General features: G+C 65.8%; 13 protein-coding genes and 1 riboswitch. Of the genes, 7 read left to right on the top strand and 6 right to left on the bottom strand.

Features of this window, described 5'->3' with window-relative positions; translation table 11 throughout:
- Nucleotides 1–83: 83 nt before the first annotated feature.
- From FIU85_RS12375 to FIU85_RS12350, 6 genes are all read right to left on the bottom strand, one after another.
- On the bottom strand, nucleotides 84–1,259 hold the full coding sequence (locus tag FIU85_RS12375) for an acetyl-CoA C-acyltransferase family protein (RefSeq protein WP_152497099.1): 1,176 nt from the start codon (nucleotides 1,257–1,259) through the stop codon (nucleotides 84–86).
- A gap of 69 nt (nucleotides 1,260–1,328) precedes the next feature.
- Nucleotides 1,329–2,027, bottom strand: a complete 699-nt coding sequence (locus tag FIU85_RS12370; protein ID WP_152497098.1) for a metallophosphoesterase family protein — start codon at nucleotides 2,025–2,027, stop codon at nucleotides 1,329–1,331.
- Nucleotides 2,028–2,068: 41 nt separating this feature from the next.
- Nucleotides 2,069–2,680, bottom strand: coding sequence for a dimethylsulfonioproprionate lyase family protein (locus tag FIU85_RS12365; protein WP_152497097.1), 612 nt, complete (start codon nucleotides 2,678–2,680; stop codon nucleotides 2,069–2,071).
- Nucleotides 2,681–2,888: 208 nt separating this feature from the next.
- A complete protein-coding gene (serA, locus tag FIU85_RS12360; protein WP_152497096.1) occupies nucleotides 2,889–4,484 on the bottom strand; it encodes a phosphoglycerate dehydrogenase in 1,596 nt (531 codons plus the stop codon).
- An 88-nt stretch (nucleotides 4,485–4,572) separates the two neighbouring features.
- The gene (locus FIU85_RS12355; RefSeq protein ID WP_152497095.1) at nucleotides 4,573–5,751 is read right to left on the bottom strand and encodes a phosphoserine transaminase; all 1,179 of its coding nucleotides are present in this window, start codon (nucleotides 5,749–5,751) and stop codon (nucleotides 4,573–4,575) included.
- A 156-nt stretch (nucleotides 5,752–5,907) separates the two neighbouring features.
- Nucleotides 5,908–6,690: a Crp/Fnr family transcriptional regulator gene (locus FIU85_RS12350; protein ID WP_152494121.1), complete on the bottom strand. Its 783-nt coding sequence runs from the start codon at nucleotides 6,688–6,690 to the stop codon at nucleotides 5,908–5,910.
- Nucleotides 6,691–6,990: 300 nt separating this feature from the next.
- On the opposite strand from FIU85_RS12350, the gene serB reads away from it, so the two are divergent.
- The 7 genes from serB (at nucleotide 6,991) to FIU85_RS12315 (ending at nucleotide 12,633) form a co-directional block, all read left to right on the top strand.
- Complete coding sequence (gene serB, locus FIU85_RS12345) at nucleotides 6,991–7,863, top strand: phosphoserine phosphatase SerB (protein WP_152497094.1); 873 nt, start codon at nucleotides 6,991–6,993, stop codon at nucleotides 7,861–7,863.
- 73 nt (nucleotides 7,864–7,936) lie between these two features.
- On the top strand, nucleotides 7,937–8,260 hold the full coding sequence (locus tag FIU85_RS12340; protein WP_152497093.1) for a helix-turn-helix transcriptional regulator: 324 nt from the start codon (nucleotides 7,937–7,939) through the stop codon (nucleotides 8,258–8,260).
- 3 nt (nucleotides 8,261–8,263) lie between these two features.
- On the top strand, nucleotides 8,264–8,707 hold the full coding sequence (locus FIU85_RS12335; RefSeq protein WP_152497092.1) for an SRPBCC domain-containing protein: 444 nt from the start codon (nucleotides 8,264–8,266) through the stop codon (nucleotides 8,705–8,707).
- A 21-nt stretch (nucleotides 8,708–8,728) separates the two neighbouring features.
- The gene (locus FIU85_RS12330) at nucleotides 8,729–9,043 is read left to right on the top strand and encodes a YciI family protein (RefSeq protein ID WP_152497091.1); all 315 of its coding nucleotides are present in this window, start codon (nucleotides 8,729–8,731) and stop codon (nucleotides 9,041–9,043) included.
- Between the two features lie 239 nt (nucleotides 9,044–9,282).
- Nucleotides 9,283–9,393: riboswitch (TPP riboswitch) on the top strand.
- Between the two features lie 33 nt (nucleotides 9,394–9,426).
- Nucleotides 9,427–10,419, top strand: a complete 993-nt coding sequence (gene thiB / locus FIU85_RS12325; RefSeq protein ID WP_152497090.1) for a thiamine ABC transporter substrate binding subunit — start codon at nucleotides 9,427–9,429, stop codon at nucleotides 10,417–10,419.
- Nucleotides 10,395–11,951: a thiamine/thiamine pyrophosphate ABC transporter permease ThiP gene (locus FIU85_RS12320; protein WP_152497089.1), complete on the top strand. Its 1,557-nt coding sequence runs from the start codon at nucleotides 10,395–10,397 to the stop codon at nucleotides 11,949–11,951. Before thiB ends, FIU85_RS12320 begins: the two co-directional genes overlap by 25 nt.
- Nucleotides 11,938–12,633: an ATP-binding cassette domain-containing protein gene (locus FIU85_RS12315; RefSeq protein WP_152497088.1), complete on the top strand. Its 696-nt coding sequence runs from the start codon at nucleotides 11,938–11,940 to the stop codon at nucleotides 12,631–12,633. Before FIU85_RS12320 ends, FIU85_RS12315 begins: the two co-directional genes overlap by 14 nt.
- Nucleotides 12,634–12,811 lie beyond the last annotated feature (178 nt).

The raw sequence follows: 12,811 nt of genomic DNA, 5'->3' as shown, positions 1-12,811 counted from the left end.
TCTTGCCCGATTTCTTGCAAGAAATCGTTCCGAAAAATTGCAATTTTTCGCCGCGGAATTTTGCAAAATTCCGCGACCGGCCCTCACATACGCTCAATGGCCACGGCAATCCCCTGCCCGCCGCCGATGCACATGGTGATCAGCGCTTTTGTCCCGCCGATCCGCTCCAGCTCATAAAGCGCCTTCACCATCAGGATCGCCCCCGTCGCGCCCACCGGATGCCCCAGCGCAATCGCGCCGCCATTCGGGTTCACCTTGTCCGTATCCAACCCCAGCCCCCGGTTCACCGCAATCGCCTGCGCCGCAAAAGCCTCGTTCGATTCAATCACGTCGAAATCCGCCGCACTCAGCCCGGTCTTCTCCAGCAAACTCTCCACCGCCGGCACCGGCCCGATTCCCATCACCTCGGGGCGCACGCCCGCATGGGCATAGCCCAACACCCGCGCCTTGGGTTTCAACCCGGCCCTCTCAGCCGCCTCCCCGCGGGCAAAGACCAGCGCCGCCGCGCCGTCATTGATGCCGCTCGCGTTTCCGGCCGTCACCGTGCCGTCCTTCTGAAATGCCGCGCGCAGCCCGGCCAGCCCTTCGGCGGTCGTGGGCTTGGGGTGCTCGTCGGTCTCGAAGGCCACCATGTCGCGCTTCACCCGGACCTCGACGGGCACGATCTGGCTGGCAAAGCGGCTTTCCTCGATCGCCTTCGCCGCCCGCGCCTGGCTTTCCAGCGCAAAGGCGTCCTGATCCTCGCGGCTGACCCCATGCTCGGCGGCCACGTTCTCGGCGGTGACCCCCATATGCCCGGTGCCAAAGGGACAGTTCAGCGCCCCCAGCATCATGTCCAGCGTGCGCACGTCGCCCATCTTGGCGCCCCAGCGCTGGTCCGGCACGATAAAGGGCGAGCGGCTCATGTTCTCGGCCCCGCCCGCGACGCCGAAATCCGCATCGCCCAGCATCAGGGACTGCACCACCGACACCACCGCCTGCGCCCCCGATCCGCACAGCCGGTTCACGTTCATCGCCGGCGTGGTCTCGGGAATACCCGCCTCCATCGCGGCGACCCGGCTCAGGTACATGTCGCGTGGCTCGGTGTTGATGACATGGCCGAACACCACGTGCCCCACCTGCCCCGGCTCCACGCCCGCCCGCTCCAACGCCGCCTTCGTCACCACGGCCCCCAGCTGCCCCGGCGGCGTGCCCGCCAGCGATCCGCCAAAAGTGCCGATGGCCGTGCGCGCGCCATCCAGAAGTACGATATCCGTCATGAGAGCCTCCCTGCGTCAGTACGGTCGATCATCGCCCGCAGGCGCATATCCCGCAACCCCGACGTGCCGTCACGGCACCAGCGGCACCGGACCGTCGTCGGCCAGGATACACGCCTCCCGGCCTTCGAATACGGCCAGTTGCAGGGGCCGCCCCCAGCCCGTGCCGCAATCCAGCGCCACGCGGTTGCCGTGATGCTCGGGCGCATCGACCGGCGTGTGCCCATGCACCACCAGCTTGCCATGGTCGCGATCGTCATACAGAAACGGCTCGCGGATCCACATCAGGTCCTCGGGCACCTGGCGCTCCAGCGGCGTGCCGGGCGACACGCCCGCATGGCACAGGAACAGCTCTTCCGTCTCGAAGCTATAGGGCAAGGTGCTCAGGAACTGGCGATGCAGCCCCGGCACCTGCTCACGCCAGTCGCCCTCATACTCGGCGTTCTCGATCCCGTAAGAGGCCAGCGTTTCGCGTCCGCCAAGGTTGCCCTGCATCCACCACTGGAAGCGCACGGGTTCCATCCGGCCTTCCAGCGCATCCAGGAACATCTGGTCGTGATTGCCCCGCAGCGCGGTCCAGTTCCGCCCCTCCGCGATTCCGTCGATCAGCGTCTGCACCACGCCACGGCTGTCCGGCCCGCGGTCGGTGTAGTCGCCAAGGAACACCACCCTGGCGTCGCGGCCCGCCCGTGCGTCGATCCGCGCCAGCACGCGGTCGAGCTCGGAACGATAGCCATGGATATCCGGGATCACGTAAAGCGGTTCGGTCATACCCCTGACCTAATGCGCCACGGCGCGAGTGCAAACCCGTCTCAGGCGGCGAAGGCTCCGAATGCCTCAGCCCCGTGATGCACGCGGTAGCTGTCGATCCCGATATCCCCCGACCAGCGCCACAGCGCCACCACACCCTCGTCGCCGGTCTGGCAGGCGTGGGGCAGATAGGTGGAATGATGCACCGAATGCCCCGCCACCATTTCGCGCTGCGCGTCGCCCGCCGTCCACAGCGCCCGGCCCGCGATGATCACGTAGGTCTCGACCGCAGCATGGGAATGCAGGCCATAGCGCGTGTTGGGGCGCTGGTAATAGAGGCCCGCCCGCAGGGTCGGGCAATAAAGCGGCGCCTCCGGTCCCATCAGGTCCACCACCGAAAACAGCGCCTCGTCCTCGGGCTTCATCTGGCTCGACACCGGGTTGTGACCCCAGGGCAGCATGTCATGCGCCGCCCAGGCCGCGCGAGCCACCGCCAGGGTCGACCCCGCCAGCAGACCGCAAATCGCGTCCGTATCGCCGGGCGAGTCGTTCGTCAGCGGCGCGACCTCGGTGGCCGAAAGCAGCGCCTCGGCAGTCTCGGAGGCGCAGGCCCGGCCCTCGGCGCGGAACACGGCGGCCATCTCGGACAGGAAAAGCTGGAACGGATCGTGCATCGGAACCTCCTCGGTCGAATGCACCTCGCTTAACGCAAACGGGCCGCCACGACTTTCGCCGCAGCGACCCGGAAATGGTCGTTTTTCGCGCGTTTCCAGCCTGTGGCCATGTCGGGCGCCAAAGGCGGGGTGAACCCCGCCCTACGCAGCCCGTAGGCCGGGGTTCACCCCGGCATCGCCCGACACCGCAACCACGCGTCCGGGCCCATCACCCAACATCGAACTCCAGCGCCCGGATCTGCTGAAAGAGGCCCGTCTTATGCAGCTTGGCGATCACGTCCTCCGGCACCGGCGCATCGACGTACAATAGCGCAATCGCCTCCTCCCCCGCCTTCGACCGGCCAAGGGTAAAATTCGCGATGTTCACGCCATTGCCGCCCATGGTCTGGCCCAGCGCGCCGATGATACCCGGCTCGTCGCGGTTCGTCGTGTACAGCATGTGCTGCCCGATCTCGGCGTCGATATTGATCCCCTTGATCTGGATGAAGCGCGGCTTGCCGTCGCTGAACACCGTCCCGCCAATGGACCGCTCGCGCTCCGCCGTCACCACGGTCAGCTTGATATAGCCCTCGAACGCGCCCGACTTGTCCTGCTTGGTGGTCGAGATCTTGATCCCCCGTTCCTTGGCAATCAGCGGCGCTGACACCATGTTCACCTCCGGGTTCACCGCCTTCATGATCCCCGCCACGGAAGCGCTGGTCAGCGCCTCGAGGTTCATCTGGCTGACCACACCATCATAGAGCAGGTTGATCGCCTTGATCGGCTCGTCCGTCATCTGGCCGATGAAATTGCCCAGATGATCTGCCAGCTTGATCCACGGCCCCATCACCTTGGCTTCCTCGGCGGTCACCGACGGCATGTTCAGCGCATTGGTGACCGCCCCCGTCAGCAGGTAATCCGACATCTGCTCGGCCACCTGCAACGCCACGTTTTCCTGCGCCTCGCTGGTCGCGGCACCCAGATGCGGCGTGCACACCACGTTGGGCAGACCAAACAACGGATTTTCTGTCGCCGGTTCCTCGGCAAAGACGTCCAGCGCCGCGCCCGCCACATGCCCCGATTGCAACAGATCGGCCAGGGCCGCCTCGTCCACCAGCCCGCCCCGGGCACAGTTGACGATCCGCACGCCCTTCTTGGTCTTGCCAAGGTTCTCACGGCTCAGGATGTTGCGCGTCGCATCAATGAGCGGCGTGTGCAGCGTGATGAAATCCGACCGCGCCAGCAGCGTATCCAGGTCCACCTTCTCGGCCCCCTTCTGCGCGATCTTCTCCTCGCTCAGCGTGGGGTCATAGGCGATCACCTTCATCTTCAGGCCCCGCGCCCGGTCGGCCACGACGCCGCCGATATTGCCGATGCCGATGATGCCCAGCGTCTTGTTGGTCAGCTCGACCCCCATGAACTTGGACTTTTCCCACTTGCCGGCATGGGTGCTGGCGCTTGCCTCGGGGATCTGCCGCGCCACTGCGAACATCATGGCGATGGCGTGCTCGGCGGTGGTCACCATGTTGCCGAAGGGCGTGTTCATCACGATCACGCCTTTCTTCGATGCCGCAGGCTTGTCTACATTGTCGGTACCGATCCCGGCGCGACCGATGACCTTCAGTTTCGTGGCCGCCTCCAGGATCGTCGGCGTCACCTTGGTGGCCGAGCGGATCGCCAGGCCGTCATACCCGCCGATCACCTCGGCCAGTTTTTCCTTGTCCTTGCCCAGCTCGGGCCTGAAATCCACCTCGATCCCCCGGTCGCGGAAGATCTGCACGGCGGTTTCGCTCAGCTTGTCGGATACGAGTACTTTGGGAGCCATCTGTCTGGTCCTTCATCTTTGAATTCTGGGAATGGTGGGTTTGAAACCCACCCTACACATCCCGCGTAGGGTGGGGTTTCACCCCACCTCACACGGTCTCGGAAAGCGCCGCGATCTCGGCGTTGAACGCCCATTCGATCCACGGCATCAGCGCGGTCACATCGGCGGTCTCCACCGTGCCGCCGCACCAGATCCGCAGACCCGGAGGCGCGTCGCGATAGGCCCCCACGTCAAAGGCCACGCCCTCGGCTTCCAGCCGCTTGGCCACGGCCTTGGCGAACGCCGCCCCGTCGCTGATCCGATCGTCGTTGAACTTCAGGCACACGCTCGTGTTCGACGCCGTCGCCGGGTCCTTGGCCAGGAACTCGACCCACTCATGGGTGCCGACGAAATCCGCCACCGCCTTGGTATTGGCATCCGCCCGCGCCATCAGGCCACTCAGCCCGCCGACGGACCGCGCCCAGTCCAGCGCCAGCAGGTAATCCTCCACCGCCAGCATCGACGGCGTGTTGATCGTCGCCCCCTCGAAGATGCCCTCGTTCAGCTTGCCGCCCTTCGTCAGGCGGAAAATCTTCGGCATCGGCCATGGTGGCGTATAGCTTTCCAGCCGCTCCACCGCGCGGGGGCTCAGCACCAGCATCCCATGCGCCGCCTCGCCGCCCAGCACCTTCTGCCAGCTGAACGTCACCACATCCAGCTTCTCCCAAGGCAGGTCCTGCGCAAAGGCCGCAGAGGTCGCGTCACAGATCGTCAGCCCCGCACGATCAGCCTTGATCCAGTCGCCATCGGGCACCCGCACGCCACTGGTCGTGCCGTTCCACGTAAACACGACGTCATTGTCCGTATCCACGCTGCCCAGATCGACGATCTCGCCATACTCGGCGGTCTTGACCTCGGCATCGAGTTTCAGCTGCTTCACCGCATCCGTGACCCAGCCCGCGCCAAAGCTTTCCCAGGCCAGCATCTCGACCTTGCGTTCGCCCAGAAGGCTCCACATCGCCATCTCGACCGCGCCGGTATCCGACGCCGGAACAATGCCGACCTTGTAGTCATCGGGAATCCCCAGCACCTCGCGCGTGCCGTCAATCGCGGCTTTCAGCTTGGCCTTGCCCACGGCGGCGCGGTGCGACCGGCCCAGGGGCGCGTCGGCAAGCTTGCTCAGGTCGAATACGGGGGGTTTGGCACAGGGGCCGGAGGAAAAACGCGGGTTCGCCGGAACGGCGACAGGTCTAGTGTCCGGCCGCGTGCCGGGTGTCTCAATAGCCATTTCTGCTATCCTTCCAGATAAGCGCCCCTCGTTGGGGAGGGGTGTCCCACCTACGGGATTACGCCCGCCGGCTGAGTCCCGCAAGAGGGAAAACAGCCTTTGCGCGGCGGTTTACGTGCTGAAAGCGACCCCGGGCGACTATCATCGGAAACTTCGTCACCCGCACAACCGGTCATGCGCTTCGGGCAAAGCAACACCGCCTGCCGTCTCCATCGGCTGGCGGCGCACGATATTGCGAAAGTTGACGTGCTTCTGAAGCACCTTCTGCCGGATCTCACGAGAAAAGCAATTGTCGAGGTGCCGCCTGATCTCGCTGTCGCGCCGGGCGATCTTTCTGATCTTGGCACTGCTGATACAGAACGCGTATGCCGCTTCGGCCACGATGGTGGTGGCCGTCGACGGCTGCCCCGACAGACATGAAATCTCGCCGATGAACACGTCTCTCTCGTACCGGAAAAGACACGTGTCTTCGGAATAGACCGTCACGGCGCCCGACGCGATATAGAACAACTCCCCCGATATCTTCCCCTCGCGTGTCAGCACGGTGCCGGCCGGCAGATGCTTCCAATGCCCCGATTCAAGAAGCCGGCGCGCCCGGAACCCCCTGAGGTCGGGAAACTTGCTGGCAAGCAGAAGCTTCTCGTCCTCCTTCAGGAACAACAGGTAATCCGAAAGCCAGTTGCGCAGCAGTCCGATCGTGCTGATGGCGATAAAGCTGATCTGGATCAGGGCCGCCGACAGGTTGAAATTGGTCTGAAGACTATAAAGCACCGATCCGGCGGCAAGAATGTTCAGGAACGGATAGGTGAACCCCTGACCCCGGATCAGGCCGATTTGCAGGGCGAAATATGACGCAAGGTAGATCGTGACACCGAGCACCCCGAACAGGTCCACGAAATCGGAAATACGGCTTTGCGAAATCAGGGAAAACAATTCCATGATCGAAATCCATTGAATAAAAAAATGACTTCAAAAAAAGTGTATTCAAAAAGTAGTACGTTCAGCCTTAGCATAATGTTGCGGTTTTGGAAACACTGGCATCCGTCATCCGGTGACACGGCATGCAGACCTTGCTCGCCCTGTCGTAGGGTGGGTGAAAACCCACGCGCCCCTCCCGGCAGGTGCCACGGCCTTGTTCGCACCTTCTGCCATGCGTGACCCGCGATTGCGTCCCCACACCTAGAACCCCACCCCAACCTGCGCTATGCCCGCATCCACAGCGCAGCGCGGAGATACCCCATGTTCACCACCACCCTCATCGCGCCTCCGGGCACGCTCGACCCCGCCCTGGTCGAGAACCTGCGCAATGCCTGGGGCGGGTTCGAGGCCCGCTGGCTCTCGCCCGACGAGGCGGCGGAGTTCGACATGGCCGCCCTGCCCGACAACCGGTGGGAGGTCTGGGACAACCTGCAAACCCTGCGCACCGACCTTGTGGTCCAACCGTCCGAGAATCGCCGAAAGCGGATGCTGCTGGCCGACATGGACAGCACCATGATCCAGCAGGAGTGCATTGACGAACTGGCCGAAGAGGCCGGCGTCGGCGCGCATGTCAAGGACATCACCGCCCGCGCCATGAACGGCGAACTCGATTTCGAGGGTGCCCTTCTGGAACGTGTCGCCCTGCTCAGGGATCTCCCCGAAGACGTCATCGCCGAGGTGCTAGACACCCGCATCACCCTCATGCCCGGCGGCGCCACCCTGCTCGCCACGATGAAGGCCCACGGTGCCTATACCGCCCTCGTCTCGGGCGGCTTCACCGCCTTCACCTCGCATGTCGCCACGCTGCTCGGCTTCGACGAGAACTGCGCCAACACGCTGCTTGTCGAGGATGGCAAGCTCACCGGCGACGTCGCCCGCCCCATCCTCGGGCGCGAGGCCAAGGTGCAGGCACTTGCCGACATCACCACCCGCCTCAACATCTCGGACATCGACGTGCTGGCGGTGGGCGACGGTGCCAACGACCTCGGGATGCTCGCCCGCGCCGGCAGCGGCGTCGCGCTTCACGCCAAGCCCTCGGTCGCCGCCCAATGCGATCTGCGCATCAACCACGGCGACCTCACCGCGCTGCTTTACCTGCAAGGTTACGACTGCAACGATTTCCAGATCCTGTAGGGTGGGCGAAAGCCCACGCATCGTTGCGCCATTTCATCTTTACGTTAATTAACCTATCTGTTAATTATACGTCATGACCCACCTGACCAACACCTTCGCGGCCCTCTCCGACCCGACCCGTCTTGCCGTGGTCGAGCGCCTGATGGCCGAGGGCGAACTGCCCGCCGGTCGTCTCGTCGAACAGGCCCATATCAGCGCCCCGGCCATGTCCCGCCACCTCAAGGTGCTGCGGCAGGCGGGGCTCGTCGAGCAGCGCATCCAGGGCACCAGCCGGCTCTATTCCGTCCGCCCCGAAGCGCTGAATTCCATCGCCGACTGGACGCTCGATCACCGCGCCTTCTGGCAGGCGTCGATGGACCGCCTCGCCACCCACCTCGCCCTCGAAGAGCGGGACTGACGGATGGCCGACGTCCGCATCACCCGCGACTTCCCCGTCACGCCCGAACGCCTGTTCCGCGCCATCACCGCACGGGCCGAAGTGCTGGAATGGTGGGGCCATGACGGTATGAGCCTGCCCGACACGGCTCTCGATTTCACCCGCGAAGGCCCCTGGCACTCCGAGATGCTGGATTCCGACGGCAACCGCTACCGCATGTCGGGCAACGTCACGCATGTCGACCCGCCGCACAGCGTCGGCTTCACCTGGACATGGCACCTGCCCGAGGGCATGCGCGCCCCCGAAAGCCACGTCACCTTCACCGTCACGCCCACGCGGGACGGCGCCCGGCTGACCATCGACCACCGCGACCTGCCCGACGACGACCGCGCCGCGCGCCACGAAACCGGCTGGACAAGCGGCCCGCTGGTCCGCCTCGCCCGCCACCTGCAAAGCCAACCCCACTGACCCCTGAAAGGAGACCGACACATGCCCAAGTACATCCTCGCCTATCACGGCGGCGGCCGGCCCGAGACCGAAGAAGAGGGGCTCAAGGCGATGACCGCCTGGGAAAGCTGGCTCGGCGGCCTCGGCGGCAAGCTCATCGACCCCGGCAACCCCGTCGGCATGTCCAAAACCGTCAGCATCGACGGCATCGCCGACAATGGCGGGTCCAATCCCCTCTCGGGCTATTCCATCGTCGAGGCCGCGGATGACGCCGAGGCCTGCGAGATCGCCCGCGGCTGCCCGATCCTCGATGGCGGCAAGGGCAGCGTCGAGGTCGCCCCGATCGTCGAAATGTAACCCACGCGTCCCGGGCTCGACCCGGGACCTCACCGGCCGTTTCGGGCCGTCAGCCCGCTCTCGACCGCCACAACGCCGCGCGGTGCGTCAACCCGGTGCCCCGGCGAAAATCGCACCGTCGCGATACCACCCGGATACCGACACGGGTACCGACATGCCGTTTTCGGCGATTCCCAACGCCTTAACCTTCCGATTCGCCGATTCACCTTGTCCCGACCCCGGCTTGCCCCTAGGTTCCTGTTGAAACCTCGGGGTGTCGCCCGGCCCGGCCCGGCGACTGAGATGCAGATCGCGAACCCGTTGAACCTGAACCGGCTGAAACCGGCGGAGGGAAGGTCATGCAGCCGCATCGCGCCGCACCCTCCACCGGAACGGAGGATGCCATGAAACACCTTGTTTTGACTGCGGGATTCCTGACTGCCGCCACGTCCGCCGTGGCGCAGGAGTCAGGCCAGACGCCCGAACTGACCGTTTACACCTATGACAGCTTCGTCGCCGAATGGGGCCCCGGCCCGCAGATCGAAAAGGCGTTCGAGGCCACCTGCAACTGCGACCTCAATCTCGTCGGCGTCGAGGACGGCGCCGCCCTGCTGGCCCGCGTCCGGCTCGAGGGAGAAAATACCGACGCCGACATCGTCCTGGGCCTCGACACCAACCTGACCGCCGCCGCCAAGGACACCGGCCTCTTCGCCCAGCATGGCATGACCCCCGACCTCGACCTGCCCATCACCTGGGACGACCCTGTCTTCCTGCCCTACGACTGGGGCTATTTCGCATTCGTGCACGACACCGACATGGACGCACCCAGCAATTTCAGGGCCCTGGCCGACAGCGACACCTCTATCGTCATCCAGGATCCCCGTTCCTCGACCCCCGGCCTCGGCCTGCTGATGTGGGTCAAGACCGCCTATGGCGACGAGGCCCCGGCGATCTGGGAGGGGCTCTCGGACAACATCGTCACCGTCACCAAGGGCTGGACCGAAGCCTACGGCCTCTTCCTCGAAGGCGAGGCCGACATGGTGCTGTCCTACACCACCTCGCCCGCCTATCACCTGATCGCCGAAGAGGACGACACCAAGACCGCCGCCACCTTCGACGAAGGCCATTACATGCAGGTCGAGGTGGCCGGCAAACTGGCCTCCACCGATCAGCCGGAGCTGGCCAACCAGTTCCTCGCGTTCATGCTGACCCAGGACTTCCAGTCGGTCATTCCGACGACCAACTGGATGTACCCCGCCGTGCAACTTGACGACGGCCTGCCCGACGGGTTCGAGACACTCGTGCAACCGGAAAAATCCCTGCTTCTCAGCGCCGAAGAGGCCGCCGCCGCCCGCGATGCCGCGCTCGACGAATGGCTGAACGCGCTCAGCCGCTAAGCGCCAGACCGGGATGGAGCGCCGCCGCCCTCGTGGCGGTGCTCATCTTCGGCGCGCTCCTGGCCGTGGCCCTGCGCGCCGAAACCGGGCGCGGCTTCACCGCCGCCGACTGGGCCGCCCTGCGCTTCACGCTGGTGCAGGCGACGCTCTCGGCGCTTTTCTCGGTGCTGCTGGCCGTCCCCGTCGCGCGCGCCCTCGCCCGCCGCCGGTTCCGGGGCCGCAGCCTGCTGATCGCGCTGCTGGGCGCCCCGTTCATCCTGCCCGTGATCGTCGCCGTGCTGGGCCTGATCGAGGTCTTCGGCCGCGGCGGCTGGGTCAGTGCGGCCCTGGGCACGCTCGGCCTGCCCCCGGTGCAGATCTACGGGCTGCACGGCGTCGTCCTCGCGCATGTGTTCTTCAACCTGCCCCTGGCCACCCGCCTTGTCCTGCAAGGCTGGCAGGAAATCCCCGCCGAACGCTTCCGCCTTGCCGCGCTTCTGGGCATCGACGGCTGGTCGATGTTCCGGGTGATCGAACTGCCGATGCTCCTGCGCCTGATCCCCGGCGCCTTCACCGTGATCTTCGCCATCTGCCTCACCAGCTTTGCCGTCGCCCTCACCCTCGGCGGCGGGCCGCGGGCGACCACGATAGAACTCGCCATTTACCAAGCGTTCAGGTTTGACTTCGATCTTGGGCGGGCCGCGCTCTTGTCCGCCGTGCAGCTTGGCCTGACGGTTTTCGCCGGTGGCATCGCCCTCTGGCTGGCGCGCGGCGAAGGGTTCGGCTCGGGCTTCGATCGCGGTTTGCGCCGGTTCGACGGAAAAACGACCACCGCACGGTGGGTTGACGCGCTGTTCATATGTGTGGCGGCAGTCTTCCTGCTCGTGCCGCTCATGGCCATCGCGCTGTCGGGCCTGCCCGGCTTTGCCGACATGCCGGGCCAGGTCTGGACCGCCGCGCTCACCTCGCTTGGCGTCGCGATGCTCAGCACGGCCCTGCTGCTCTGCATGGCGCTGCCCATGGCCACCGCCATCGCAACCGGACGGGGTCGTATGGTGGAAATCGCAGGCCTCCTGGGCCTCGCCGCGTCGCCGCTGGTGATCGGCACCGGGCTCTTCATCGCGATCCGGCCCTACGCCAATCCGCAGGCCTTCGCCCTGCCCGTCACCGCGCTGGTCAACGCCATCACCGTGCTGCCCTTCGCCTTGCGCATTCTCGTGCCCCGCGCCCGCGACATCGTGGCGCGCCAAGGCCGCCTCGGCCTCTCGCTCGGCATGGCCGGGCTGCCCTTCCTGCGCCATGTCCTGCTGCCCCGCCTGCGCCCGCAGATCGGCTTTGCCGCCGGACTGGCCGCCGCCCTCTCGATGGGCGATCTCGGCGTCATCACGCTCTTTGCCGATCCCGACGTGGCCACCCTGCCCTTGCAGATCTACCGCCTCATGGGCTCCTACCAGATGGAGGCCGCAGCCGCCGCCTCCTTCCTGCTGCTGATCCTGTCCTTCGGGGTCTTCTGGCTGCTCGACCGTGGGGGGCACCGCCATGCTGAAACTTGACGCCACCACCATCCGCAACGGCGGCTTCACGCTGGCCGCCGACCTGACCGTGCCGGAACGCGCGACCGTCGCCGTCATCGGCCCCTCGGGCGCCGGCAAGTCCACCCTGCTCGAAGGCATCGCGGGATTCCTGCCCTTGGCAGAGGGGCACATGACCTGGCACGGCGTCGACATCACCAATCAAGCCCCCGGAGCCCGCCCCGTCGCCATGCTGTTTCAGGAGGACAACCTTTTCCCGCACCTGACACTGGCGCAGAACGTCGGCCTTGGCCTCTCACCCAACCTGCGCCTGCCGCCCGCCGACAGGAGCCGCGTGACCCAGGCTCTGGACCGCGTCGGCCTGGCGGACATGGACGCCCGCAAACCCGGCGAACTGTCGGGCGGCCAGCGCAGCCGCGCGGCCCTCGCCCGCGTCATGCTGCAGGACAAGCCGTTGCTCCTGCTGGATGAACCCTTCGCCGCGCTTGGCCCGGCGCTGCGGATGGAGATGCTCGACCTCGTCGCAGAGATCGCCCGCGAAACCGGCGCGACCTTCCTGATGATCTCCCACGCGCCAGAGGACGCCCGGCGCATCACCGAACAGGCCATCCTCGTCGCCGACGGCACCGCGCATGCCCCGCGACCGACCGCCGACCTGCTCGACGATCCGCCGCCGGTCCTGCGCGACTATCTCGGCGCGTAGACCTTCATTTCAAAAGGAAAAAGCGGCACGGACCGACCCCTGACGGGGCCTGAGGATCAAGAGGACGGACACCTATGCACTCATCTGGGGAATGTGCCCGCCTTCCGGCCCGTGCCGCGGCCCGGGCGTTTCATGAAACACCACGGGCGTAAGAATGGGGCGTGCGCTCAGGATGGGG

It is taken from the genome of Roseovarius sp. THAF8 (assembly GCF_009363735.1).
Taxonomy (GTDB): Bacteria; Pseudomonadota; Alphaproteobacteria; order Rhodobacterales; family Rhodobacteraceae; genus Roseovarius.
Note: the sequence above shows the minus strand (reverse complement) of the source record. Positions and strands in the feature narration are given on the sequence as shown.

Excerpts from the sequence above, each read along its gene's own strand:
- FIU85_RS12350 (WP_152494121.1), bottom strand. The coding sequence starts at position 6,690 with ATGGAATTGTTTTCCCTGATTTCGCAAAGCCGTATTTCCGATTTCGTG.
- serB (WP_152497094.1), top strand. The coding sequence starts at position 6,991 with ATGTTCACCACCACCCTCATCGCGCCTCCGGGCACGCTCGACCCCGCC.
- FIU85_RS12370 (WP_152497098.1), bottom strand. The coding sequence starts at position 2,027 with ATGACCGAACCGCTTTACGTGATCCCGGATATCCATGGCTATCGTTCC.
- FIU85_RS12320 (WP_152497089.1), top strand. The coding sequence starts at position 10,395 with ATGGCTGAACGCGCTCAGCCGCTAAGCGCCAGACCGGGATGGAGCGCC.
- FIU85_RS12335 (WP_152497092.1), top strand. The coding sequence starts at position 8,264 with ATGGCCGACGTCCGCATCACCCGCGACTTCCCCGTCACGCCCGAACGC.
- FIU85_RS12340 (WP_152497093.1), top strand. The coding sequence starts at position 7,937 with ATGACCCACCTGACCAACACCTTCGCGGCCCTCTCCGACCCGACCCGT.
- FIU85_RS12330 (WP_152497091.1), top strand. The coding sequence starts at position 8,729 with ATGCCCAAGTACATCCTCGCCTATCACGGCGGCGGCCGGCCCGAGACC.
- serA (WP_152497096.1), bottom strand. The coding sequence starts at position 4,484 with ATGGCTCCCAAAGTACTCGTATCCGACAAGCTGAGCGAAACCGCCGTG.
- thiB (WP_152497090.1), top strand. The coding sequence starts at position 9,427 with ATGAAACACCTTGTTTTGACTGCGGGATTCCTGACTGCCGCCACGTCC.
- FIU85_RS12355 (WP_152497095.1), bottom strand. The coding sequence starts at position 5,751 with ATGGCTATTGAGACACCCGGCACGCGGCCGGACACTAGACCTGTCGCC.
- FIU85_RS12315 (WP_152497088.1), top strand. The coding sequence starts at position 11,938 with ATGCTGAAACTTGACGCCACCACCATCCGCAACGGCGGCTTCACGCTG.
- FIU85_RS12365 (WP_152497097.1), bottom strand. The coding sequence starts at position 2,680 with ATGCACGATCCGTTCCAGCTTTTCCTGTCCGAGATGGCCGCCGTGTTC.
- FIU85_RS12375 (WP_152497099.1), bottom strand. The coding sequence starts at position 1,259 with ATGACGGATATCGTACTTCTGGATGGCGCGCGCACGGCCATCGGCACT.